Genomic DNA, 22,190 nt, shown 5'->3' with positions numbered 1-22,190 from the left:
GTGGGCGGGGTGCTGTCCCCGTCCGGCCCGGCACCGCCTATGACCAGTGGGAGAGTCACGGTGTACTTCGCCGCATTGCTCGCGCGCTCCGACGACGGGTGGCAAGCGAGCGACACAGACCTCGACAACGTGGAGACCCTGTCCGATCTCGCCGACCTGGCCCGCGAGGCCGCCGTCGACGACGACACGGTCCTGGTGCTCATCGAGCAGGAGGACGCCTGGTTCGGCATCATCCGGGTGGACGGCGAGGACGACCCCCGCGTGTTCCTCTCCGACGCCACCGCCGCCGCCCGCAGCTCCTACGGCGCGCTGCTCGTCGACGAACTGCTCGGCCGGGACAAGGCCGAGGACGACGACCTCGACACCCTCGACCTCGACGGCACGGAGGACGGCGAGCCCGAGACCGAGGACCGGGACGAGGAGCCGGAGGCCGCGGAGGCGGTGCCGAGCGGGCCGCTGGGCGACTCCCACCTCCTCGACGACGTCGGGGTGGGCGAGAAGCAGCTGCTCGCCCTCGACGGGGACGCCCTGGGCGAGATCGCCGACGCGCTCGGCTGCACCGAGGTCCTGGAGGCCGTCCGCTGACCTTCGCACAGGCCCCCTCGCCCACACTGGTCCCATGAACGACGTCCTTACCGGCCCCGACCCCGTCCGCGACCCCTGGCGGGCCGCCATGCGCACCGCCCTCGAGGAGGCCGGGCGGGCCCCCGCCACCGGCGACGTCCCGGTCGGGGCCGTCGTCCTGGCCGCGGACGGCACCGTCATCGGCCGGGGCCGCAACGAGCGCGAGGCCACCGGCGACCCGACCGGGCACGCGGAGGTGCTCGCCCTCCGCGAGGCCGCCCGCGCCGTCGGCGAGTGGCGGCTCTCCGGCTGCACCCTGGTGGTCACCCTGGAGCCGTGCACGATGTGCGCGGGGGCCATCGTCCTCTCCCGGCTGGACCGGGTCGTCTACGGCGCGGCCGACGAGAAGGCGGGGGCCGCCGGCTCCCTGTGGGACGTGGTCCGCGACCGCCGGCTCAACCACCGTCCGGAAGTGGTCTCCGGAGTCCTCGCGGACGAGTGCTCCGCGCTCCTCACCCGCTTCTTCCGCGACCGCTGACCGCCGCTCCGCGGCCGCCCTCCGGGGCCGATTTCGGCGTACGGCCCATCGTCCGCTAAGCTTCCTCTCGGTAGCGTGTCCGAGCGGCCGAAGGAGCTCGCCTCGAAAGCGAGTGTGGGGCAACACCTCACCGAGGGTTCAAATCCCTCCGCTACCGCTCTTCGCCCGAGGGCCCGACCTGATACAGGTCGGGCCCTCGGCCGTTTCCGGGACGCCGTTCCCCGGGCGCTGACGGGACGTCGACGGCGCCCGTCCGACGGGAAGGGCGGCCTAGGCCGGCACGCTCCCGTCCCGGGGCCCGCACGGCACGCCGGTCCCCGGCGGCGCGTCCAGCCAGCTGAACGCGGCCTCCAGCTGGACGACACGGAACACCTTGGTCACCCGCGGCCCGCCCCGCACCACGCGCAGCCGGCCGCCGCAGCGCACCGCCCGGTTCCGCGCCCGCAGGAGCAGCCTCAGCCCGCTGGCGTCCAGGAAGGTCACTCCCCGCAGGTCGATGACGAGGTCGGCCCGGCACCGGCCGGCCAACGCCTCGATCCGCGGCCCCAGTTGTTGTTCCGCCAAGATGTCGATCTCTCCCACCAGTTCAATGGTGATCGCTCCCCCCGCCACACGCTCCCGCATGGTGAAGGCGAGCTCGTACCCGCCCATGCGAACCTCACCGTTCTCCCTCACCGATCTGCCATCCCGGGGCGCAGGCCCGCCCCGCGAGGGACCCGCTCGCACGCACCGGGACGGCCGGCCCCGGAAGCCGGGGGAACGCCTCGGGCCGTGTGCCTTTCTGGTGCCCCGGGCATGGGCGCTTCTCACCTCAACAGACCCAGAGTTCATCGCAGTTGGGGAAATGACCGGGAGAACGGACCGGGCAGGGGCCGGCGCGGCCGGAGCCGGGAAAACGCGGAGCCCCGGCTCCGAACCCAGTGCGCGAAACGGTTCGGAGCCGGGGCTCCGGCTGACGCAGGAGGGGGAAGCGGCATCGGGGGGACAAGCCGCTTCCCCCATGAGGACACGGCCTCCGAGTCCGGGCCGCAGTCAGGGGGGAAGCGCGCGGCCCGGACCCCGCAGAGAGGGTCCATGTCCCCGCCCTTCGAATTCCTGCCAGATCCGAACGGGCGTCCTCCCATCCTCCGTCCCCGGATACCGCGGACGGGCGGGCGAAGGACCCGCTTTGCCGGGCCTTAAGTCCTTAAAGACCGCGTGAGCACGGCCCCGCGGCGGCCGTGCGGACCTGCGGCCGAGCATGATCCGTCGGCCGTGTGTGCGGTTAGACTCTCGCGAGCGCCACGGGGGACGGGCGACGCGGCGGGGAAGGAACGGGGAGGCGATTGCTCATGACTCAGGCCAAGAAGGTCACATTCTGGGTCCTCGTCGTATTCGTGGGATACACGATCATCCACTCCCCCGCCCGCGCGGCCGAACTCGTGCAGATGGGCTTCGAGGGCACCTCGGACGCGGCCAAGAGCATCGGCGAGTTCATGACCCAGCTCATCAAATGAGTCCGGCGGCCGGGAAGACGGCCAGGAAGGCGGCGGCACCGTGATCCGTCATCTCGTCCTGTTCAAGCTCGACGAGGGCGTCGAGCGCGACGACCCGCGGGTGGTCGCCGGTGTGGAGGCGTTCGAGCGCCTGCGGGACACCGTCCCCGAACTCCGCTTCTGGGAGTGCGCCTGGAACATCTCGGACCGGCCCATCGCCTACGACTTCGCCATCAACTCCGCCGTCGAGGACGCCGAGGCGCTCCAGCGGTACCTGGACCACCCGGAGCACCGGGCGGCCGCCGCGCTGTGGCGGGAGTTCGCCACGTGGGTGATCGCCGACTATCCGTTCTGAGCGGCGCCCCCGCCGCCCGTGCCCCGCGACGGCCCCCCGCCCCCACGGCGGGGGGCCGTCGTGCATCCGCCCGCGGCCCCAACCCCACGGTCAACACGGAGTAATGCGGTGCTTGCACACAGTGGACATGTCTTGTGATGCTATGACCGCTTTTGACGGATGAGTGCCCTGGAGCTGACCGCGAAGGGTGGTGTGACCGTGCCGGCCCCAACAGCGTCAGAGGAGACGGCGTCGGAAGGGAACCCCTCGCAGGTCCCGGAGGCTCCGACCCGGGAGAGCCGGGGCGCGGACGCCAGGGCGCTGACCCAGGTGCTCTTCAAGGAGTTCTCCCGGCTGGAGCCGGGCACCCCCGAACACGCCCGCGTGCGCACCGCCCTGATCGAGGCCAACCTCCCGCTCGTGCGCTACGCCGCGGCGCGTTTTCGCAGCCGCAACGAGCCGATGGAGGACGTGATCCAGGTCGGCACGATCGGTCTCATCAACGCGATCGACCGGTTCGACCCCGACCGCGGCGTCCAGTTCCCGACCTTCGCCATGCCGACCGTCGTCGGCGAGATCAAGCGTTACTTCCGCGACAACGTGCGCACGGTGCACGTGCCGCGCCGGCTGCACGAGCTGTGGGTCCAGGTCAACGGCGCCACCGAGGACCTGACGGTGCTGCACGGCCGGTCGCCGACCACCGCCGAGATCGCCGAGCGGCTGAAGATCGGCGAGGACGAGGTGCTGGCCTGCATCGAGGCGGGGCGCTCGTACCACGCGACCTCGCTGGAGGCGGCCCAGGAGGGCGACGGCCTGCCCGGCCTGCTGGACCGGATCGGCTACGAGGACCCGGCGCTCGCCGGCGTGGAACACCGCGACCTGGTGCGCCACCTGCTCGTCCAGCTGCCGGAGCGCGAGCAGCGCATCCTCCTGCTGCGCTACTACAGCAATCTGACCCAGTCGCAGATCAGTGCGGAGCTGGGGGTGTCCCAGATGCACGTGTCGCGGCTGCTCTCCCGCAGCTTCGCCCGACTGCGCTCCGCAAATCGAATCGATGCCTAACCCTTGTGGGGGATACGGCCCTTGACGCCCCTTGGGGTCGTGCGGCAGATATGTCGACTTGACGCTACAGCGTGTTGCCGACATGTGACATTCTGCTGGAACTGCGTTTGCCACAGCGCAGCCTCCGGTATTCAGGTGGGGGCTGAACCCCTCGCGCCGTACCCATGACCGGGGGTGCCGCTGTGATCCGTCCGCGACCTCAAGGGGGTGGCATGTCCGTAGACCTGGGCAGCGCGAAGGTGCTCGCCACTGACGACGCACCGCACACCGTGCCGGCCGACTGCGAAGCCATCGACACCCGCACCCTCTCCCGCTCCCTGTTCCTGCGCCTGGCGGCCCTGGAGCGGGACAGCGCCGAGCGCACGTACGTCCGCGACACCCTCATCGAGCTCAACCTCCCCCTGGTGCGGTACGCGGCGGCCCGCTTCCGGAGCCGCAACGAGCCGATGGAGGACATCGTCCAGGTCGGCACGATCGGGTTGATCAAGGCCATCGACCGCTTCGACTGCGAACGGGGCGTGGAATTCCCCACGTTCGCGATGCCGACGGTGGTCGGTGAGATCAAACGCTTCTTCCGGGACACCAGCTGGTCGGTGCGGGTGCCGCGGCGGCTCCAGGAGCTGCGGCTCGCCCTGACGAAGGCCAGCGACGAGCTGGCGCAGAAGCTGGACCGCTCGCCGACGGTGCCCGAACTGGCCCTGTGCCTGGGCGTCTCCGAGGAGGACGTGGTCGACGGCCTCGCCGTGGGCAACGCCTACACGGCCAGCTCGCTCGACTCCCCCTCGCCGGAGGACGACGGCGGCGAGGGCTCGCTGGCCGACCGCCTCGGCTACGAGGACTCGGCGCTGGAGGGCGTGGAGTACCGGGAGTCGCTCAAGCCGCTGCTGGCCAAACTGCCGCCGCGGGAGCGCCAGATCATCATGCTCCGGTTCTTCGCGAACATGACGCAGTCCCAGATCGGCGAGGAGGTCGGCATCTCCCAGATGCACGTCTCGCGCCTGCTGACGCGGACGCTCTCGCAGCTGCGCGAGGGGCTGATCGCCGACTGACCGGCGCCGTACGGCGCTCCACCTCCCCGACCGACCGTCCCCCGGGCACGGCAGCGGCGGCCGCGAGCACAGTCGCGGCGGGGGCCGCCGGGCCGTCCGGCCGGACGTGACACCCACGCACCACCGGCCGGCGACCCGCCATCCGGGAACGGCCGCAGGCCCGTGCCCGGCTCCGGGCAGGGCGAAGGGGCGCACCAGCCGCCGGGCGGCCGTGCGCCGGGCTCCGCGGCGCCCGTGGCGCGCCGCGTCAGACGAGTGCCAGCCAGGCCACCGTCGCCACGACCACGATCGCGATGATCACGCCGACGATCAGGCCCACACGGGGGCCCGAGGAGGCCCGCCGGCCCCGGGAGGACGGAGCGGCCGGCTGCCGGCCGGAGGCGCCCTCGTCGACGAAGGCACGGAACATCTGGGTGCTGCCCGCCGGGTCCTGGTTGCCCTCAGGCTGGTACTGATGGGGGTTGGCCATGGCTCAGGACCCTAGCGAAGGGGAGCCCGCGCCCGCGCGGCGGGCCGCGGCTTTCCGGCCGCGTCTCCCGCCCCCGCCTCCTTGATCGTTGGACTTGACCGGACTTTTACCGCTTTTCGTTTGCCTTCAGCAACCAAACTTCCCTATGGTTGCCCTAAGCAACTTAACGGGAGGGTTCGGTTGACCGCGCACGAGCAGTTCCGCGAGCTCGCCCAGCAGCTCGGCGCCATCGGCGTCATCAAGCGCGGTCTCGCCCGGGTCCTCCCCCCGGACTGCCCGCCCACCTCGGTCATCGTGCTCGAACTGCTCAAGCGGTACGGCGAGATGCGGATGAGCAAGCTCGCGGAGCTGCTGGTCGTCGACATGTCGGTGACCAGCCGCCACGTGGCGTACGCCGCCGAGCGCGGCTGGCTCGAGCGCCGGCCGGACCACCTGGACAAGCGCTCCAGGCTGCTGAGCCTCACGCCCGGCGGCGCCGCCCTGCTCGACGAGGTCAGCGCCCGCTACACGGAGGCGCTGGCGCACTGCCTGGGCGACTGGAGCGACGAGGACGTCGCCCACGCCATCGGGCTGCTGGCGCGGCTCCGGGAGAGCTTCGGCGAGTGCCGTCCGCACCTGTCGCACCGGGAGCTCGCGACCCGAACAGCAATACATCCATAGCTTGACGAAAAGGAAGTCCATGGCCAAGACCACACCGTCAGGTGTGCGGGAGAGCCACACCGAACCCTCCGGCCCCGAGTCCGCCGGCGCCATGACGCACGGCCAGATCATGCGGGCGCTGTCCGGGCTGCTGCTCGGGATGTTCGTGGCGATCCTCTCCTCGACGATCGTCTCCAACGCCCTGCCGAAGATCATGCACGATCTGCACGGCAGCCAGTCCGCCTACACGTGGACCGTGACGGCCTCCCTGCTGGCCATGACCGCCACCACGCCGCTGTGGGGCAAGCTCTCCGACCTCTTCAGCAAGAAGCTGCTGGTCCAGGCGGCCCTCGTGGTCTACGTGGCCGGCTCCGCGCTGGCCGGTCTCTCGGAGAGCACCGGCATGCTGATCACCTGCCGCGTCGTCCAGGGCATCGGCGTCGGCGGCCTCTCGGCCCTGGCGCAGATCGTCATGGCCGCGATGATCTCCCCGCGCGAGCGCGGCCGTTACAGCGGCTACCTCGGCGCGACCTTCGCCGTCGCCACCGTCGGCGGTCCGCTGCTCGGCGGCGTCATCACCGACACCAGCTGGCTCGGCTGGCGCTGGTGCTTCTACGTCGGCGTGCCCTTCGCCGTGATCGCCCTGATCGTGCTCCAGCGCACCCTCCACCTCCCCGTGGTCAAGCGGCAGGTGAAGGTCGACTGGCTCGGCGCGTTCTTCATCTCCGCCGCGGCCACGCTGCTGCTGGTGTGGGTGACCCTGGCCGGCAAGAACTACGACTGGCTGTCCTGGCAGACCGCCGTGATGGTGGCCGGCTCGGTGGCGCTCGGCGCGGTCTTCGTGCTCGTCGAGTCCAAGGCGGCCGAACCGATCATCCCGCTGCGGCTGTTCCGCAACAAGACGATCGCGCTGTCGTCCGCGGCGAGCCTGTTCGTCGGTGTGGCGATGTTCGCCAGCACCGTCTTCCTCTCGCAGTACTTCCAGCTGTCGCGGGGCGAGACGCCGACCATGTCGGGCGTCATGACCATTCCGCTGATCGCCGGCCTGTTCGTCTCCTCGACGGTCTCCGGCAACATCATCACCAGGAACGGCCGGTGGAAGGGCTGGCTGCTCGCCGGCGGCGTCCTGCTCACCGCGGGCATCGGGCTGCTGGGCAGCATCCGCCACGACACCCCGTACTGGCAACTCGCCTGCTACATGGCCCTGATGGGCCTCGGCCTCGGCATGATGATGCAGAACCTGGTGCTGGCCGCGCAGAACCAGGTGGCCCCGCAGGACCTCGGCGCCGCCAGCTCCGTCGTGACGTTCTTCCGCTCCCTGGGCGGTGCGGTCGGCGTCTCCGCGCTGGGCGCCGTGATGGCCACCCGGGTCAAGGACTACGTGGTGGACGGACTGACCGCGCTCGGCCCCAAGGGCGCCGCGCTGGCGCAGCAGGGCGGGGGCGGCGGCAGCATCCCCGAGGTCAAGAAGCTGCCGGAGCCGCTCCGTTCGATCATGGAGGACGCCTACGGGCACGGCGTCGGGGACGTCTTCGCCTACGCGGCCCCGGCCGCGCTGGTCGCCTTCCTGCTGACCCTCTTCATCAAGGAAGTGGCCCTCAAGGGCCGCCCGGGCGCCCCGGCGGACACGATCGCCGCGGCGGACGAGGCGGCGGCCACGCCGGCCAAGGCCGGCTGACGGACCCCGGCCGCGGCTCCACGAGCGGGGAGACGCGGCCGGCGGCCCGGGGACCGAACGGCATGACGGGTTCCCGGGCGAACGGCCCCGGTGACGGTGCGCGCGACAACGGCAGGGGACGGCCGGCGCGCACCGCCCGGGGCCGCTGTGCGTCCGCTACGCGTCCCGCAGCCGGTCCCGCATGGCCTCGATGCCCGCGATCACCGTGTCCAGGCCGACCGCGAAGTCCTCCTCCCACATGCGTTCGAGGTCCCGGTCCACGCGCGCCTGCGTCAGCTCGACCGTCTCGCCGTGCCGGTCCATGAAGTCCTTGTTCTGCGCGACGGCGGACATGATCCGGCTCAGGTAGGTGTTCTGGTCCAGGCCGGCGGCCCGGCAGCGCTCCCGGTAGAGCGCCTCGACCGTGGCGAAGCCGTAGACGAACTGGAAGAGCGAGCCCATCGACCCGGCGATCCGGTGCGGTGCGACACCGCTGCGGCGCATGACGGAGAGCGTCGTGTCCGAGAAGCGCATCGCGTGCGGGCCGACGTTCAGGTAGCGGCCCACCAGGGTGGCCACCCACTCGTGGCTCACCAGGAGCTGCCGGTAGGCGATGGCGAGCCGCCGCAGCTGTTCCTGCCACGGCTCGCTCTCGTCGGCGGGGTCGGGGAGCGGCATCTCCCCGGTCACCTCGTCCAGGGCGAGCTCCAGGAGGTCGTCCTTGGTGTCGACGTACCAGTAGACCGACATCGCGGTCACCCCCAGCTCGGCGGCGAGGCGGCGCATCGAGAACTTGGCCAGCCCCTCGGCGTCCAGGAGCCGCACCGTCGTCGCGACGATCTTCTCCCGGTCGAGGCCGCCCGTCTGCTCCCCGGTCAGCTCCGCTTCCGCCCGGCGGCGCGGAGCCGGCTTCTCCCCGGTGAGCCAGACGCTGATCCTGGGCTCCCTCGCACCGCTGCTGCTCGCCATGTCCGTCTCTCCGCCCTGCCGCTGGTCCGGGTCCGATGCTAGGCCCTGGCCTGCGCGGATCCCTCCGTGGCGGTGGACCGCTCGGCCCGGCGCAGCAGCACCGCCGCGACGATCCCGCCCGCCAGCACGGCGGCGGCGCCGACCAGCTGGCCCGCCCGCACGCCGGAGGCGAACGCGTCGTTGACGGCCGAACGGTCCGCGTCCGTACGGGCGTTGGCCAACGCGGCGGGCAGCGAACCCGCCCCGGCCGCGACCGCCGGGAGCAGGGCGGCGAAGCGGGAGTTGAGCACGGCGCCGAGCACGGCGACGCCCAGGCCGTTGCCGAACTCCTGGAGCGTGCCGTTGACGCCGGCGCCGACGCCGGCCTTCTCCGGCGGGATCGCCGACATCACGGCGTTGGCCATGGCGGGGGCCGCCAGCGCGATGCCGCCGCCCATCAGCACCAGGCCGGCGAACATCCCGCCGTACCCCTCCGAGCCGGTCAGCGCGACCACGGCGCAGCCGAGGGCCAGCAGCGCCATGCCGCCGGCGATGGCGAGCGGCCCGCCGATCCTCGCCATCAGCCGGGCGCCGACACCGGCGAGGTTGAGGACGACGATCATCAGCGCGAGGGGCGTCATCCGCAGGCCCGTCTCCAGCGGCCCGTAGTGCAGCACGAGTTGCAGGTGCTCGGTGAGCAGGAACAGCGAGCCGCCCATGCCGAAGGCCACGAGGATGCCGCCCATCACCGCCGCCACGAAGCGCTTGTGGCGGAAGAAGTGCATGTCGAGCATGGGGTACGGGATGCGCAGCTCCCACAGGACGAAGAGCGCGAGGACGACGGCCCCGACCGCGCCGGAGACCAGCACGCGGGCGGACGTCCAGCCGTGGTCCGGACCGGAGATGATCGCGAAGACGGCGCCGGTCATGCCGATGGTGGAGAGCACCGCGCCGAGCGGGTCGGGCCGTTCGCCGGCCGGGTTCTTCGACTCGGGCACCAGCTTGAGGACGGCGATCAGGGCGAGCACGGCGACCGGGACGTTGATCAGGAAGATCGAGCCCCACCAGAAGTGGTCCAGCAGGACGCCGCCGATGAGCGGCCCGCTGGCGAAGCCCAGCGAACTCACCGCGCCCCACAGGCCGATGGCCCTCGTCCGCTCCTCGGCGTCGAAGGTCTGCACCACGACGGCCAGCGTGGTGGTCATCAGCAGCGCGCCGCCGATGCCCATGCCGGCGCGGGCGGCGACGAGCTGGCCCGTGGTCTGCGCCAGCGCGGCCACGAGCGAGCCGGCCCCGAACACCGCGAGGCCGGTGGCCAGCATCTTCTTGCGGCCGTAGCGGTCGGCGACGTTCCCGGCCGTCAGCAGCAGCCCGGACTGCACCAGGGAGTACGCGCTGATCATCCACTGGATGTCCGAGGTCGCGGCGCCCATCTCCTCGGTGAGGGACGGGATGGCGACGTTGAGGACGGTGTTGTCGAGCAGCACCGTGAGCTGGGCCAGGCATATGACGCCCAGGATCAGCCAGCGCGTGGGCAGCCGGGGCGGGCCGGAGGTGGACGGGGTCGTGGAATCGGTGACGGGCGCCGACATGGGTGCTCCTTGCACGGGTGCCGCGGGACGCGGGTGACCGGAAACCGGTGGGCCGATGAGTTCGGTCTACACCGTACAAGGGCGTCTTATACGCCGTACATCTATTTTCTCCGGGGCCCCGGCCCCCGGCCTCCGGGAGCGCTACGGGGCCGGCTTGAGCACGTACCCCATGCCGCGCCGCGTGTGGATCATCGGCGCCCGGCCGGCGTCGATCTTCTTGCGCAGGTACGAGATGTAGAGCTCGACGAGGTTGCCGCGGTCGCCCGGCCCGAAGGCGTGCGCCCAGACCCGGTCCAGCAGCAGCGACTTGCTCAGTTATCTGGTGCGACTGGCAGCCGCGAGGCACGTGGGGCAAGTAGGGTCGATCTCTACGTGACTGCGCGATATCTGGGGGGAGTTAAGGCACGTTGGTTACAGCAGATGTGTTACCTCGTCACTATCGGGCTGAGCGTGCTGTGTCCGCGGACGGGAGCGTCCGGTGGGTGGTGGTCGATGAGTCCTTCGAACTGCATGGGCAGGCGTGCTCGTTCCTGACGGGCCGGGAGTTCAACACCGGCAGGACGTACGCGCCTCGGGTCGCTCTGTATCTGTCGTGGTGCAAGGAGTTCGGTGTCGCGTGGAACGAGCCGACGCTGGCCCAGCTGATGGCCTTCCAGCGGTGGCTGGTGGAGGAGCCGTTGCCGCCGCGCAGTCGCCGGCCGGGGGCTGAGCGGCGCTATCGGGAGAAGGGCACGGCGAACCAGATCACGGGCACGGTGACCGACTTCCTGCGGTGGTGCTCGCTGGCGGGGCTCGGTGTGCCGCAGACGGTGGTGACGATGCTGGTCGCGCCCCGGTTCCTGCGCTTCGCCCCGGCGGGCTTCGATCCGGGCGAGGACGGCCAGAACCTCCAGATCGAGGCTCGGCGCCTGAAGTTCCGGGTGGCGGTGCCCGGCTACGAGTGGCTGACGGACGAGGAGATTCACCAGGTTCTCGCGGTGACCACGCACGCCAGGGACCGTTTCCTGGTGGGGCTGCTGGCGGTGACGGGGATGCGGATCGGTGAGGCGCTGGGGCTGCGGCGCGAGGACATGCACGTGCTGCCCGACTCGCGGCTGCTGGGCTGCCAGGTCAAGGGGCCGCACGTCCACGTCAGGCGGCGGGTCAACAGCAACAACGCCTTCGCCAAGTCGGTGCAGCCGCGCTGGATTCCGGTGGAGGAGGACACGGTCGGCCTGTACACCGAGTACCGCTACGAGCGGGAGGCGGTGTGGCAGGCGGAGGCCAGCGACATGGTGTTCGTCAACCTCTTCCGTGCCCCGCTGGGCCAGCCGATGCGCTACGACAATGCGCACGAGTTGTTCCAGCGGCTGGCGAAGCGGGCGGGGTTTCGGGCCAGGCCGCACATGCTGCGGCACTCGGCGATCACCCGGTGGCGGCGGAACAAGGTCCCGCGGGCGGTGCGCCAGGACATGGCCGGGCATCAGTCGCCGGCGTCCCAGGAGCGCTACTCGCACGTTAGTGATCAGGAGAAACGCGACGCGGTGGAGCTGGTGGCAGCCCGGTTCCGTCAGGGGAGGGAGGAATACCGTGGGCGAGGTGGTGCCGCTGCACCGGGTGCCAACCGGTGAGGGGCATGGGGCCGGGTGGGCTCCGCTGGAGGCCGGGCGGTGGGCGGCGTGGTTGCGCGAGCAGGTCGCGGAGGGCTGGCGCGAGGGTGAGTGGGATGGGCAGACGCTGGTGTTCACCGGCGATGTGGCCAATGCGCGCACGGTGGTTTACCGCTGTGGCACCGCGGCGTGCGATGCGCTGACGCGGGCCAAGAGCCTGTGCACGACCTGCGCGAAGGCCCAGCGGGTCAGCGGGCTGTCGATGAAGGAGTTCAAGGCGGTCTTCGTGCCGGTACGGGACCGGACGATGACCGGGGTGCAGGAGCGGTGCCGCGTGGGGGGATGCCCGCGCGATGCGCATGTGTGGGGCTTGTGCAGCTCGCACGCCTCTTTGCGGCAGAAGCACCTGGACCGCGATCCCGGCTCCGCGCTGGAGGTCTGGGTCGCCCGGCAGAAGCCGTACCCGCCGGTGGCCAGCTGCCGCGTGCGCGGCTGCCGCTTCGACGGCCGCGGCCCGCACACCCTGTGCTTCCAGCACATCCGCACCTTCAAGCGGCACCCGTCCTCCCGGGTGGCGGGTGCGAGGGTGCCGGCCGACTGGCTGGACCGGCAGGCCCCCTATTTGGCAGTCCACCAGTTCTCGCTCGCCCCGTTGAGCCGGCTCGCCCGCCTGGAGGTGCTGTACGCGCTGCAGCAGCGGGATGCGCGCGGGCAGAAGATCGACCCGCATGCCACCCGCCAGATGGTCGCCCACCTGGCCGAGGCCGCGGACAGCCTGGCCGCGGTGCCTGCCGACGCCCTTCCCCATCGCTCGGGGTCGAACATCGACGCGCTGCTGCGGGAGACCCATCGTGTGGTGGCCGCCGCCCTTGCGCGCTTCCGCGGGCAGGATCCGGCCGATCAGGCCACGCTGGATCTGACCGAGCTGGGCGTGCGGGGCAAGCGCGGCGGTCGCACCAGCCGTCCGGGCGATCTGGACCTGACCGAGCTGGCCCAGCCGTGGCTGCGACGGGTGCTGATCACCTGGATCGATGAGACGAAGCCGACGACCGGCGAGGTCAGACGCGCCCACCGTGCCTGTGTCACCGCGGCGAGAGCGCTCGCTCTGCGGCCCGGTGGTGGCGCGGACGCCGCGGTGTTGACGTTCGCCGACATGGGCGCCGTGGTGGATGCGTTTCGGCATCTGCCGCGGCTGGACGGCTCGCCGATGAAGAACAAGGCTCGCAACGGGCTGCTGGGCTTCTTCTTCAAGGTCCTGGACTACGGGCGGGCGGCTGGGCACCTGGGCGGGATGTCGGCCTACTTCGCCCGGCACCCCAGCCACGTGATCGCCCCGGACGAGGTGAGCGAGGAGGACGAGGCCGGGCGGGCTCTGCCCAACGACGTCATCTACCAGCTGGACGACCAGATCCACCTGCTCGGCCGGGGGGTGACGCACGGCCGCCTGACGCCGGGGGAGGTCCATGAGATGTGCCGGGCCGTCTACGAGCTGCTGCGGGACACCGGCCGCCGCCCCTACGAGATCGGGGAGTTGCGCCTGGACTGTCTCAAGCGGGAGGAGGCGCACTGGACCTTGATCTGGGACAACCGCAAGGCCGGCCGGACCCGGCGGCACCTGCCGGTCAACGTGGAGACCGCCGAGACCATCCAGCGGTGGCTGGCGGTGCGGGAGGGGCTGGATCTGCCCACCGGCAGCGAGGGGTATCTGTTCCCGCCGGCCGGGGAGAACGGCCAGTTGCGGCACCTGCTGCCCGAGCAGGTCGCCCACATCATCCGGGCCTGGGTCGACTGTGACGAAGTGACCTTGTTTGCCGAGGAGTTCGGTCCGGACGGAACCAGGGCCCCGTTCGACAAGTCCCTGGTCTTCCCCTACGCGTTTCGGCACTCGTTCTGCCAGCGGCACGCGGACGCGGGCCTGGATCAGGATCTGCTGCGTGAGCTGATGGACCATCGCTCGGAGGTCACCACGGCTGCCTATTACAAGATCTCCGCGAAGCGGAAGCGGGAGGCGGTGAACGTGATGCGGCTGCACACCACCGACCGCAAGGGGCGCCTGACCCCGCTGTCGCAGACAGCCTATCTGCGGGGGTCGGTGCAGGTCCCGTTCGGGAACTGCACCGAGCCGTCGAACGTGAAGGCGGGCGGGCACGCGTGCCCGATCCGGTTCCAGTGCGTGGGCTGCCCGTCGTACCACCCGGACCCGTCCTACCTGCCGGCGATGGAGGACCACATCCGCCAGCTGCGGGCCCAGCGTGAGAAGGCGGTCATGATGGACGTCGATGAGTTCGTCGTGCGCAACATGGACGAGGAGATCGCGGCGTACAAGAAGCGGGTGGATCAGATGCGGGACCAGGTTGCGGCCATGGACCCGCAGGAGCGTGAGCGGGTGGAGGAGGCATCGGCGGTGCTGAGGAAGGTCCGTGCGGCCCAGGCCGGACGCGGGGCGGTCGCGCTGCCGATGCCGGTGGTCCGCCGGCCGCGGGTGGACGGGCCGGGGCATGACCGCCACCAGGCGCACGTCGGGCGACGTGCTGCGGGAGACCAGGCGGCGCGACAGCCAGACCAAACGCGGCAAGGTGCTGGCGGCACTGGACGAGATGAAGGACAGCGGTACCGCGATCACCTTCGCCTCGGTGGCCCGCGCGGCCGGGGTGTCCACCTGGCTGGTCTACCGCGACGGGGTGCGCGAGCACATCGAGGCCGCCATGAAGGGCCAGGCCAAGGCCGCCCGGCGCCGCCGCGAGAGCGGCACGGGGGCCTCGGCGGCGAGCCTGGCCACCGACCTGGAATTGCTGCGGGCGGAGAACAAGGCCCTGCGTCAGGAGAGGGACGGCCTCAAGCGGGCCGTCCAGCGGGACTTGGGCGCCCGCTTGGAGCGCGAAGGCATCAAAAGCGCTACCCAGCAGATCGGCGACCTGCAGGCCGAACTCCACAAGGTCAAGGATGAACTCGCTGCCGTCCGTGCGGAGAACGCCGAGCTGAAGCGGCAGCTCGCGGACGCCCAGGATGAGGTGATCGCCGTCCGCGATGCCGGACGGGAGCTGTTCAAGACCGTCAACCGGTCCACCTGACCGGTGGCGGGTGCCCGGGTCCGGGCACCCGCCACCTGCTCACGCCGAGGCGGCGGACTGGTGTGCGGTCAGCTCGGCGATCTGGGCTTCCAGGTCGGCGATCCGCTGGGCCTGGCGCCGCATGGTGCCCTGGGCGTGGAGGACCTTGCTGCCCAGGCCCTCGACACCGCTGACGGTCTTCATGCAGCCCTCCGCGGCCTCGGCCATCTGCCCGAACGCTTCGGGTTCGATGCTGTGGGGGTTGTTGGCCTCGAACGTGCAGGCCCGGTGCATGTCACCCATGTAGGCCACGGCCCTGCGGCAGGCGAGCAAGGCGTCGCGGGCACCGAACTCGTCGCCCTGGCCGGAGAGGTGGAAGCGGGTCACCCGTGCTCCGCGCCGCAGCGGGTCGCGGCTGGGCAGGAACTGTTCCAGACGGTGGCCGAGCTCATGAGCGACGATGCGGGCCCGGGGGACCGCGCGACGCAGACGGCTTCCGTCGGGAATGCTGGTGCCGCGGGCGATGTCCGCGTAGGAGACTTCACGGCCCGCGTTGTGCCTGAGCCACAGCAGCACGTCGATGGCGTCCTGCTCGGCCCGGGTGGGGGTGTCGCGCTTGGGGCTCATCCCAGCTTCTTCTCGCTCTCGTCGAGGAAGGCTTGCAGGGCCGCGTCGTTGAGCGCGGTGGAGTTGCTGGTGACCAGGTCCCGGATGAATCCGATCGCCGCGGTGGCGGCGTCGCACAGGCCGGCCAGTGACTGACTGCGCTCGTGGGTGAAGGCGATCTGGTGCCGCTGGAGCAGGCCCAGGGTCCGCAAGGTGCCCAGCCGGATCGCGGTGATCTCGTTGAACACATCCAGGGCCGCATCGGCCTCGGACGCCGCCTGAGCCGACTGCCGCACAGCCTGCACGACCTCGGCTTCCTCGTCCCTGTCATACCCGCGCCGGCGGTCCTGGGCCGTGCGCCGGGCCGCGTCCCGGTCGGCTTGGTCCTGCTCGGCCTGGCGGCGGTGGAACTCGTCGAGTCCTTCCTGGGCCGCCCCCCGGGCGGTGGCGTCGGCCACCACCGCCGCGGTGAGGGCCTTGGGCTGGGTGGCAATCGACACCGGTGCGGTCGCCTTGATCCCGGCCCGCTCGGCCTCCTCCTCGATCGCCCGTACCCGCTCGGAGGAGACCTCCCGGGCCTCGTAACTGCGGTAGTAGCCCTTCTCCCCGAAGAACGGCACCGTGTCCTCGTCCGGCAGCTCGACGTGCCTGCCGGGCTCCAGGGTGAAGGCGGGATCCACGATGCCGTCGGCGGCCGCCCGCTCCCACGCCTTCCAGTACGCCATGACCCGCCGGTGGCTGGAGTGGGTCCGGCGGGCGAACTCGCGTGCGCTGATCCGCCGGAAAACGGTGCGGCTGAACCAGTTCGTGGATAGCTGTTCGAGCCCTACTCCGTTATCGGTACCCGGCTCGACACGCTTGGCGATCAGCAGAGCCAGGGCCCAGCCGCCTTTGCGCTCATGCCGGGCGAACTCGGCGAGGTCGGCCTCCAGGGCCTCCTCGCTGTCGACGCCGATCTCCCCCCTCACGCGTTCACCAGGTCCCGCTCGGCGGTGCGGTCCGCGCCGGCGGCGGCCTTCGGGGCCTCCAGCCGCACCCTGATCCACGCGGCGAGGACTTCCAGCGTGCCGAGCGCCTCCTCGCAGGCGGAGCGCTGGTCGTCGGTGAAGGACGGCTTGCGCGGGTAGCGGTTCATCAGCGCAACCGCCTGGTCGTTCAGCCGGATCAGGTCCCGGGCCAGGTCGTGGGCCTTGTCGCGCTGCCCGCCGGAGCAACCGGTCTGCCCTTCTCGGTCCCGGCGGCGCTTGTCGTCCATGACCCGCTTCATCGCATCGTGAACGCCGTCGTACTCCTCCACCAGGTCACGCAGGAACTTGTCGCGCTCGGCCGGGTCGCCTTGCAGCAGGGGCCCGAGGTAACGGGCGACGGAGGTACCGCTGGCGGGGTCCAGCAGCTCTTGCAGGGCCGGGCCAGTGCCCAGGGCCTGCTGGTACTGGGAGCACAGCAGGCGGCCGGCGCCCGAGGTGCGGGCTTCGTCCAGCAGTGACCGCAAGGTGCCGTACTCCTCGTCGTGCGGCCGCCCGCCGGACCCGATCCGGGCACCTTCGCGCAGGACGGTGTAGGACAGGTGCACGCCGCTGTCCGCCACGAACTGCCGCACCGCCGGCGTGCACAGGCGGGCGGTGTGCCGGTACTCGCGCCCGGTCCGGAGCGGAAGACCGATCTCATCGCAGTACCGCTCAAAGGCAGCCTCGCCGCCCACGGCCGTGATGGCCAGCAGCTTGTCACCGAGCGCCAGCCGGTTTCTCGCGGCCCTGGATCATCAGGGTGCGGCCCTCGCGCACGTCCTGATCTGTGTAGCTCATGCAGATTCCCCATCCGAAGTCAGCTCACTGGGGCCGCGCAGTGTAATCAGATGACAACACCCGGGTGATCAATGAACTTCGGTGGCCAGCAGGCTCGTTGACGGCCCGCACGCCGTGCCGGACGGCGGCCCGGCTCCCGGGCGGGGCGGGCCGGATCACCTCTGTGAGTGAAGGGCCGGAGGGCGACCGCAGGGGTAGAAGGGGCCGCAGATCCAGCATGTGGGGGCTTTCGGTTATGCCGGGTCCGTGCCGGTGCTGACCGGGGCCGGGCTGCTGGGGACGGTGGTGCGGCATGGCTCGCAGCGGGCCTGCATCCACACGTGCTGTCCGTCGCCCCGCAGGCGGATGCGGCCGGGGGCACCGCATTCGTCGCAGGTGTTTTCCGAGGCGGTCTCGGCGGCGTCGGTCAGGGCGGTGGCCCGGTCGGCGAACTCCCCGTCAAACTCGCCGTTCTCGAAGCGGTCGGCGACGGTGATCCGCAGGCCGCCGAACTTCACGGCGAAGGACTCGATGCGGTAGCCGGGGTCCAGGGCGAGCAGATCGCGGTGGAGCTTGTCGAGCAGGGATGCCCAGCCGGGTCCGACGGTGCCGGTCCAGGCGGGAATCTGCCGGTCACAGGCGGCAAAACGGCCGCGGGTGTCGTCCATGCGCTTCATGATGGCGGCGGGGTGTGACAACGGGCCGGGCTGCGGGTGGAGTTGCCGCGGCAGCAAGCGCGAGCCGGGCGCCCCGCGTGGGGCGCCCGGCTCCAGCCCGTTCAGGCAGCGATCCGCTTGAGGAGGTCGGTGTTGGCCTTCACGTCGTGGCCGAGGGCCAGGGACGCCCGTGGCAGTGTGCCCAGGAGGTCCAGCAGAGGCTCGTTTCCGGTGGATTCGGTTGGCAGGAGGCCGAAGACGTCGGGGTAGCGGTCTTCGGTGCCAGGGGTGAAGAAGTCGCCGGGTGCCACGGTGCGGTCCTTGTCCACCACGGCGGGTTCGGCGCCCGGGGTGATGGTGGGGAACAGGATGCGGGCGGCGTGTCCTTCGGTGGCCAGGGTCAGGCCGAGCCAGCTCGCGAGCTGGTCGGGGAAGAACTGGGGCTTGAGTTCCTTGCCGGACTCCTTCCACAGGGGGGTGCGGCTGCCGGAGAGGAGGGCGTCGGTGACCTTCTGGTGCTGGGTGGGGTGGAGCTGTTCGCCGCTGCGGAGGCGTTCGCGGACGGCCTCGTACCAGTCGAGAGCGTCCAGCAGCCCCAGGCCGATGGCGGCGGCCGAGGGCCAGGGCAGGACCCGCAGCCGGTCGTCCTCGCGGCGGATGAAGACGCGGTCGTTGGCCAGCAGCTGCCAGCCGGCACGGGCCAGCAGCAGGGCGGTAGTGGTCTTCCCGGCACCCTTGCCGCCAAGGGTCAGCACGGTCTGCCCGTCGCGGACGACGGCGGAGGCGTGCAGGATCGACCAGCCGTCGGCCACCAGCTGCCCGCGGACGGCCTCGCGGGCGAGGCGGGCGGCGGCCAGGGCGACGGGGACGTCCTCGCAGCCGTAGATGTACAGGGGTCCGCCGGGCTCGGCCCGGTAGGCGAGCTTGTCGTCAGGCTGGGAGGCGAGGACGGTGCCGTCGTCGTCCCGGTCGAAGACCATGGCCGAGTTGGCGTAGACGGTCTCCTCGTGCGCGTGGTCGGCCACACGCTGGGCGATCTCCGTCACCCTGTCCGGGGCGACGTCGGCGATCACCTGCGAGCCGTCATCGACAGTGGTGCTGGCGGCGTTCCACCAGGGGCCGAAGTAACGGATGGCCCAGTCGGTGACCACCGTGCTGTTGCTGGTGACGGCCACCGCCTTACTGGCCGTGGCGATACGGGTAGCGGTCCTGGTCACTGCGGTCTTCTCCTTCCATGAGGTACGTACGGGAACGTGCAGGCGGGCCAGCGGCTCGTAGGCGTCGCGGAGCTTGACGTCGCGGCCACCAGCTGGCGGGCCTCGCCGGGATCGAGCGGGGGAGGCACACGCTGGGGGTTCCGGCGGTGAAGCACAACGGGATTCCCATCCACCGCCATTCGTGGTTGACGGACAGTTCCACCACCCGGTCCTCCAGGCCCAGGCCCGCGCGGAGGGCAGCGATGACGGCGCCGGCCGGGCCGCAACGGGTGCGGCCGAGACCGGCGTTGATCCTGGCCGGACGATCGGCCAGCTCGCGGCGGACCTGTCCGACCGGCACCTCGACGGGGCGGTCGTTCACCGGGTGGCCGACGCGCACACCACCGCCTGGTCGCCGTGCTCGCCGATCACATGCCCCTCCACCTCCTCAACAGGCACACCCAGGAGGTGGCGAGGGTGAGGCGGTAGCGGGCGGTGTCGGTGTTCGAGCCCACCCCGTAGACGCGCGGGCAGCCGGAGACCTCGGCGAACAGGCGGGCCATGATGTCCACGGGGTTGGTCACCATGACCACCAGCCCCTGGTAGCGGGCCAGTTGCCGGGCCAGCGAGGCGATGACGGGGGCGTTCGCGTTCAGCCCGGCCATCCGCACGTTGGTACGGCTGGTGTTGGTGAACTCGGCCCGCGGCAGACCACCACCGCCTCACAGGACACAAGCTGGCCCGGGTCGGCGGCGTGAACCGCCCGGACGGGGGAGCCGGTGATCTGGCACATGTCTTCCAGGTCGGTCACCAGGGCCCGGGCCGACAGGCCCGTTCGGGACACGACCCAGACGGACTCGCACCAGCCTCCCGCGGCCAGCAGCATGGCGACGCTCTGGCCGACGGCACCGGCGCCGATCACCCCGACCGCCCCGGCCCGGACGGCGGTCACCGGTTCGCTGCCTTCACCACGTCGGCCAGCGCGAGCCGCCACACGCCCGCGGATCCGTCCGGCGACCAGGCCGGCGGTCGTGGCCTGAAGCAGGCCGCACACCGTCTCCGCCCGGCGGTGAGCTTTCCGGCGTGCTCGGCAGGGGCAGGTCGGGCGGGCAGGTCAAGTAGGTGCTGAGGATGTTGGTGGTGTCCATCAGCCAGAGCACCACCAGGTGCCGCAGCCACTCGGCCCGCTCGTCCGGGCGAGGTCGGCCGTGAGGGCGTCGGCGAACTCCTCGATCCCGGTCGCGACGGCGTCGGCCGTGACCAGGTCCGGGGAGGAAGCGATCAGGCTGAGCACGGCACGGGAGATCAGCTTGGCCGGGTCCGTCTGCGGGCGTCCCCGGCCCAGGCCGGGGTCGAGGAAGACCGGCCGCCCGTCGGCGCCGTCGGGGAAGACGACGTGGTCCGGCTTGAGGTCACCGTAGACCACCGGCCGGTGCCCGACCGCCGGAGCGGGCCGCAGCCGCCTCAGCCGCAGGACCACCGCGCCCAGCACCTCCCGGCCTGGCCTGCTTTGCGCAGGTAGACGGGGCCGCTGATGCCGTTGAACTTCCGGTCGAAGGTCGCCCCGATGCCCCGCTCGGTGATGGCCACCTCATCGACGGCACGGGCGATGGCGGGTCGCTGGAGCCCCGCCAGCTCGACCACCGCGCGGGTCATCAGCTCGCCGCTTTGGTGCGGGTCCTTGGCCAGCAGGTCGGCGAGCGTCGGCCGGCTACCGGCTCGGTGAACAGCACCCCGTCCTGGTGTCCGGCGACCCGGCAGGCCCGCGCTCCGGCCTCCTGCACGATGGCCAGGCCCCTGGCCTCCCGCTCCAGCAGGGCGCCCGGCGAGCCCTGGTAGGCGGCCTGTGCCGCCCTGACCTGGGCCCAGTCCCCGGCCGTGCCCCGCAGCACCGAGACCAGCGACATTCCCAGCAGCGACACCTTCGCGTACAGCGGGCGCCCGTCCACCGTCAGCCGGCGGACGTAGGCGGTGACGCTCGGCGTGTGCTGGCCCAGCCGCACGGTGCCGCCCGGCCACAGATCGGCGGCGGCCTGCTTGATCTTCTCGTCCGCGTAGGCGAAGACCTCGGCGGCGGCGATGGCGCTCGAACCGCGGTCATCGCCAGCCTCCCGTCGCCGTGGCCGCCGCGTCCGGCAGGGACAGGGCGGCCGGGGCCTGCCCGGGGCGGTCGAGGTCGTGGTGGACGACGGCGGCCAGACTGCCGGCCGCGGCGAGGGTGCCCAGGGCCCAGATCCAGCCGAGCATGGGCTCCACCCAGTCACCGCAGGTCCTCCTGCCGCCGGTCGTACGGCACGTGTACGTCACCGTCGTCTCCTTCTCGTCCCAGGGGTTGGAGGCAGCGGGCCGCCGACGTGGCGAGGAGACAGTGATGGGACGCCGGTGGCCCGCTGCCGCTTCATCCGCCCACGCGTCCCGGGCGTGTGCTTCAGTCAACGGCCGTACGGACAAGGCGAGGAGGGGCCAGGATGTAGGGCAGCTGTAGGCCCGCGTAGGCCAGGAGGCGACGGCATCGTGCCGAGCAGACAAGAACTCTCCGAACTCATCCGACACGCGTGCGAGGAACGCGGCTGGGGCCCCACCAAGCTCGCCCGGGAAGTCAGCATCGCCGCCGGGCGGCCCCCGGGCACCCTTGAGCGCCAGTACGCCCGCCGGTGGCTCAACGGCGAGCGCGCACCGAGGCACTGGCTCCCGTACGTCGCGCAGGTCCTCAACCTGGACTTAGAGACCTCCGGCAAGACGTGCACCGCCGGGTCCGGGGCCAAGGCCACCGATAACGCGGCATCGGTCTCCGTCGGCCGCGTCCACGGCGACCGACCGCTGGTCTTTCACGCCCCACCGGGTAAGTACCTGCTGTCGAAGGACCCGACGGCAGCGTGCGACACCGCCTTGAGGGCCGGTGGAGCACTCTCGCCCGGCCAATGCCCTCCCCAACCCACCACCACACGCTCTCTCGGCGATGGCGCTTCGGCATCCCCCTCG

Annotated in this window: 25 protein-coding genes, 1 tRNA gene and 4 pseudogenes; 14 read left to right on the top strand and 16 right to left on the bottom strand. The window is 71.5% G+C overall.

Annotated elements, in window-relative coordinates:
* Positions 1 to 60 precede the first annotated feature (60 nt).
* The 3 genes from AC230_RS10750 (at position 61) to AC230_RS10740 (ending at position 1,259) form a co-directional block, all read left to right on the top strand.
* Entirely contained in the window at positions 61 to 585 is a 525-nt protein-coding gene (locus tag AC230_RS10750) for a tRNA adenosine deaminase-associated protein (RefSeq protein ID WP_049715913.1), read from the top strand.
* Between the two features lie 34 nt (positions 586 to 619).
* The gene (gene tadA, locus AC230_RS10745) at positions 620 to 1,102 is read left to right on the top strand and encodes a tRNA adenosine(34) deaminase TadA (RefSeq protein ID WP_049715912.1); all 483 of its coding nucleotides are present in this window, start codon (positions 620 to 622) and stop codon (positions 1,100 to 1,102) included.
* Between the two features lie 69 nt (positions 1,103 to 1,171).
* Positions 1,172 to 1,259: transfer RNA gene (locus tag AC230_RS10740), tRNA-Ser, on the top strand.
* 113 nt (positions 1,260 to 1,372) lie between these two features.
* On the opposite strand, the gene AC230_RS32515 is transcribed toward AC230_RS10740, so the two are convergent.
* Positions 1,373 to 1,753 (bottom strand): STAS domain-containing protein, encoded by a 381-nt coding sequence (locus AC230_RS32515; RefSeq protein WP_053161119.1) that lies wholly within the window; start codon positions 1,751 to 1,753, stop codon positions 1,373 to 1,375.
* 680 nt (positions 1,754 to 2,433) lie between these two features.
* On the opposite strand from AC230_RS32515, the gene AC230_RS32985 reads away from it, so the two are divergent.
* From AC230_RS32985 to AC230_RS10720, 4 genes are all read left to right on the top strand, one after another.
* Positions 2,434 to 2,598: a hypothetical protein gene (locus tag AC230_RS32985; RefSeq protein ID WP_198535495.1), complete on the top strand. Its 165-nt coding sequence runs from the start codon at positions 2,434 to 2,436 to the stop codon at positions 2,596 to 2,598.
* 40 nt (positions 2,599 to 2,638) lie between these two features.
* Positions 2,639 to 2,932 (top strand): Dabb family protein, encoded by a 294-nt coding sequence (locus AC230_RS10730; protein ID WP_049715911.1) that lies wholly within the window; start codon positions 2,639 to 2,641, stop codon positions 2,930 to 2,932.
* A gap of 159 nt (positions 2,933 to 3,091) precedes the next feature.
* Positions 3,092 to 3,973 (top strand): RNA polymerase sigma factor SigF, encoded by an 882-nt coding sequence (locus AC230_RS10725; RefSeq protein ID WP_241833181.1) that lies wholly within the window; start codon positions 3,092 to 3,094, stop codon positions 3,971 to 3,973.
* 212 nt (positions 3,974 to 4,185) lie between these two features.
* Positions 4,186 to 5,022 carry an RNA polymerase sigma factor SigF gene (locus AC230_RS10720; protein WP_049715910.1) on the top strand — a complete coding sequence of 279 codons (837 nt, stop codon included), beginning with the start codon at positions 4,186 to 4,188 and terminating at the stop codon, positions 5,020 to 5,022.
* A gap of 247 nt (positions 5,023 to 5,269) precedes the next feature.
* Here AC230_RS10720 and AC230_RS10715 read toward each other — a convergent pair whose 3' ends face one another.
* Positions 5,270 to 5,491, bottom strand: a complete 222-nt coding sequence (locus AC230_RS10715; RefSeq protein WP_049715909.1) for a hypothetical protein — start codon at positions 5,489 to 5,491, stop codon at positions 5,270 to 5,272.
* Positions 5,492 to 5,671: 180 nt separating this feature from the next.
* On the opposite strand from AC230_RS10715, the gene AC230_RS10710 reads away from it, so the two are divergent.
* Both AC230_RS10710 and AC230_RS10705 read left to right on the top strand, forming a co-directional pair.
* Positions 5,672 to 6,151 carry a MarR family winged helix-turn-helix transcriptional regulator gene (locus tag AC230_RS10710; RefSeq protein WP_049715908.1) on the top strand — a complete coding sequence of 160 codons (480 nt, stop codon included), beginning with the start codon at positions 5,672 to 5,674 and terminating at the stop codon, positions 6,149 to 6,151.
* Positions 6,152 to 6,242: 91 nt separating this feature from the next.
* A pseudogene (locus AC230_RS10705) lies at positions 6,243 to 7,802 on the top strand (MDR family MFS transporter); the annotation flags it as partial.
* 162 nt (positions 7,803 to 7,964) lie between these two features.
* Here the strand turns inward: AC230_RS10705 and AC230_RS10700 are convergent.
* From AC230_RS10700 to AC230_RS30975, 3 genes and pseudogenes are all read right to left on the bottom strand, one after another.
* Positions 7,965 to 8,756: a TetR/AcrR family transcriptional regulator gene (locus AC230_RS10700; protein ID WP_049715906.1), complete on the bottom strand. Its 792-nt coding sequence runs from the start codon at positions 8,754 to 8,756 to the stop codon at positions 7,965 to 7,967.
* A 38-nt stretch (positions 8,757 to 8,794) separates the two neighbouring features.
* Complete coding sequence (locus AC230_RS10695; protein ID WP_049715905.1) at positions 8,795 to 10,327, bottom strand: MFS transporter; 1,533 nt, start codon at positions 10,325 to 10,327, stop codon at positions 8,795 to 8,797.
* A 141-nt stretch (positions 10,328 to 10,468) separates the two neighbouring features.
* Positions 10,469 to 10,642 (bottom strand): annotated as a pseudogene (locus AC230_RS30975) (winged helix-turn-helix domain-containing protein); the annotation flags it as partial.
* Between the two features lie 167 nt (positions 10,643 to 10,809).
* Here AC230_RS30975 and AC230_RS10685 point away from each other — a divergent pair.
* The 4 genes and pseudogenes from AC230_RS10685 (at position 10,810) to AC230_RS33600 (ending at position 14,987) form a co-directional block, all read left to right on the top strand.
* Positions 10,810 to 11,937 (top strand): tyrosine-type recombinase/integrase, encoded by a 1,128-nt coding sequence (locus AC230_RS10685; protein ID WP_198535494.1) that lies wholly within the window; start codon positions 10,810 to 10,812, stop codon positions 11,935 to 11,937.
* A 241-nt stretch (positions 11,938 to 12,178) separates the two neighbouring features.
* Positions 12,179 to 13,897 (top strand): annotated as a pseudogene (locus AC230_RS34505) (tyrosine-type recombinase/integrase); the annotation flags it as partial.
* Between the two features lie 517 nt (positions 13,898 to 14,414).
* A pseudogene (locus AC230_RS33605) lies at positions 14,415 to 14,684 on the top strand (DUF6262 family protein); the annotation flags it as partial.
* 102 nt (positions 14,685 to 14,786) lie between these two features.
* On the top strand, positions 14,787 to 14,987 hold the full coding sequence (locus AC230_RS33600; protein ID WP_241833186.1) for a hypothetical protein: 201 nt from the start codon (positions 14,787 to 14,789) through the stop codon (positions 14,985 to 14,987).
* Positions 14,988 to 15,026: 39 nt separating this feature from the next.
* Here AC230_RS33600 and AC230_RS10675 read toward each other — a convergent pair whose 3' ends face one another.
* The 11 genes from AC230_RS10675 to AC230_RS32505 all read right to left on the bottom strand — a co-directional run bounded on the left by AC230_RS10675 (position 15,027) and on the right by AC230_RS32505 (position 21,515).
* Entirely contained in the window at positions 15,027 to 15,593 is a 567-nt protein-coding gene (locus AC230_RS10675; protein WP_049715902.1) for a hypothetical protein, read from the bottom strand.
* Complete coding sequence (locus AC230_RS10670) at positions 15,590 to 16,540, bottom strand: hypothetical protein (protein ID WP_241833180.1); 951 nt, start codon at positions 16,538 to 16,540, stop codon at positions 15,590 to 15,592. The genes AC230_RS10675 and AC230_RS10670 overlap by 4 nt, the downstream gene beginning before the upstream one ends.
* Positions 16,537 to 17,274 (bottom strand): hypothetical protein, encoded by a 738-nt coding sequence (locus AC230_RS10665; RefSeq protein WP_241833179.1) that lies wholly within the window; start codon positions 17,272 to 17,274, stop codon positions 16,537 to 16,539. Before AC230_RS10665 ends, AC230_RS10670 begins: the two co-directional genes overlap by 4 nt.
* A gap of 336 nt (positions 17,275 to 17,610) precedes the next feature.
* On the bottom strand, positions 17,611 to 18,024 hold the full coding sequence (locus AC230_RS10660; protein ID WP_049715901.1) for a hypothetical protein: 414 nt from the start codon (positions 18,022 to 18,024) through the stop codon (positions 17,611 to 17,613).
* A gap of 110 nt (positions 18,025 to 18,134) precedes the next feature.
* Entirely contained in the window at positions 18,135 to 19,229 is a 1,095-nt protein-coding gene (locus AC230_RS10655) for a phosphoenolpyruvate carboxykinase (ATP) (RefSeq protein WP_049715900.1), read from the bottom strand.
* 407 nt (positions 19,230 to 19,636) lie between these two features.
* The gene (locus AC230_RS34290; RefSeq protein WP_277816850.1) at positions 19,637 to 19,873 is read right to left on the bottom strand and encodes a Rossmann-fold NAD(P)-binding domain-containing protein; all 237 of its coding nucleotides are present in this window, start codon (positions 19,871 to 19,873) and stop codon (positions 19,637 to 19,639) included.
* Positions 19,861 to 20,160 carry an NAD(P)-binding domain-containing protein gene (locus AC230_RS34285; RefSeq protein WP_277816849.1) on the bottom strand — a complete coding sequence of 100 codons (300 nt, stop codon included), beginning with the start codon at positions 20,158 to 20,160 and terminating at the stop codon, positions 19,861 to 19,863. Before AC230_RS34285 ends, AC230_RS34290 begins: the two co-directional genes overlap by 13 nt.
* A gap of 195 nt (positions 20,161 to 20,355) precedes the next feature.
* Positions 20,356 to 20,688, bottom strand: coding sequence for a hypothetical protein (locus AC230_RS32510; RefSeq protein ID WP_157868548.1), 333 nt, complete (start codon positions 20,686 to 20,688; stop codon positions 20,356 to 20,358).
* Positions 20,673 to 20,864, bottom strand: a complete 192-nt coding sequence (locus AC230_RS30305; RefSeq protein ID WP_053161115.1) for a hypothetical protein — start codon at positions 20,862 to 20,864, stop codon at positions 20,673 to 20,675. Before AC230_RS30305 ends, AC230_RS32510 begins: the two co-directional genes overlap by 16 nt.
* Entirely contained in the window at positions 20,864 to 21,211 is a 348-nt protein-coding gene (locus tag AC230_RS30300) for a hypothetical protein (RefSeq protein WP_053161113.1), read from the bottom strand. The genes AC230_RS30305 and AC230_RS30300 overlap by 1 nt, the downstream gene beginning before the upstream one ends.
* Positions 21,212 to 21,305: 94 nt before the next feature.
* Entirely contained in the window at positions 21,306 to 21,515 is a 210-nt protein-coding gene (locus AC230_RS32505; RefSeq protein WP_157868547.1) for a hypothetical protein, read from the bottom strand.
* A 207-nt stretch (positions 21,516 to 21,722) separates the two neighbouring features.
* On the opposite strand from AC230_RS32505, the gene AC230_RS33250 reads away from it, so the two are divergent.
* A partial coding sequence (locus AC230_RS33250; RefSeq protein ID WP_206743344.1) for a helix-turn-helix domain-containing protein occupies positions 21,723 to 22,190 on the top strand: 468 nt, incomplete at its 3' end.

This window comes from Streptomyces caatingaensis (assembly GCF_001187435.1).
In the GTDB taxonomy this organism is placed as follows: Bacteria; Actinomycetota; Actinomycetes; order Streptomycetales; family Streptomycetaceae; genus Streptomyces; species Streptomyces caatingaensis.
Note: the sequence above shows the minus strand (reverse complement) of the source record. Positions and strands in the feature narration are given on the sequence as shown.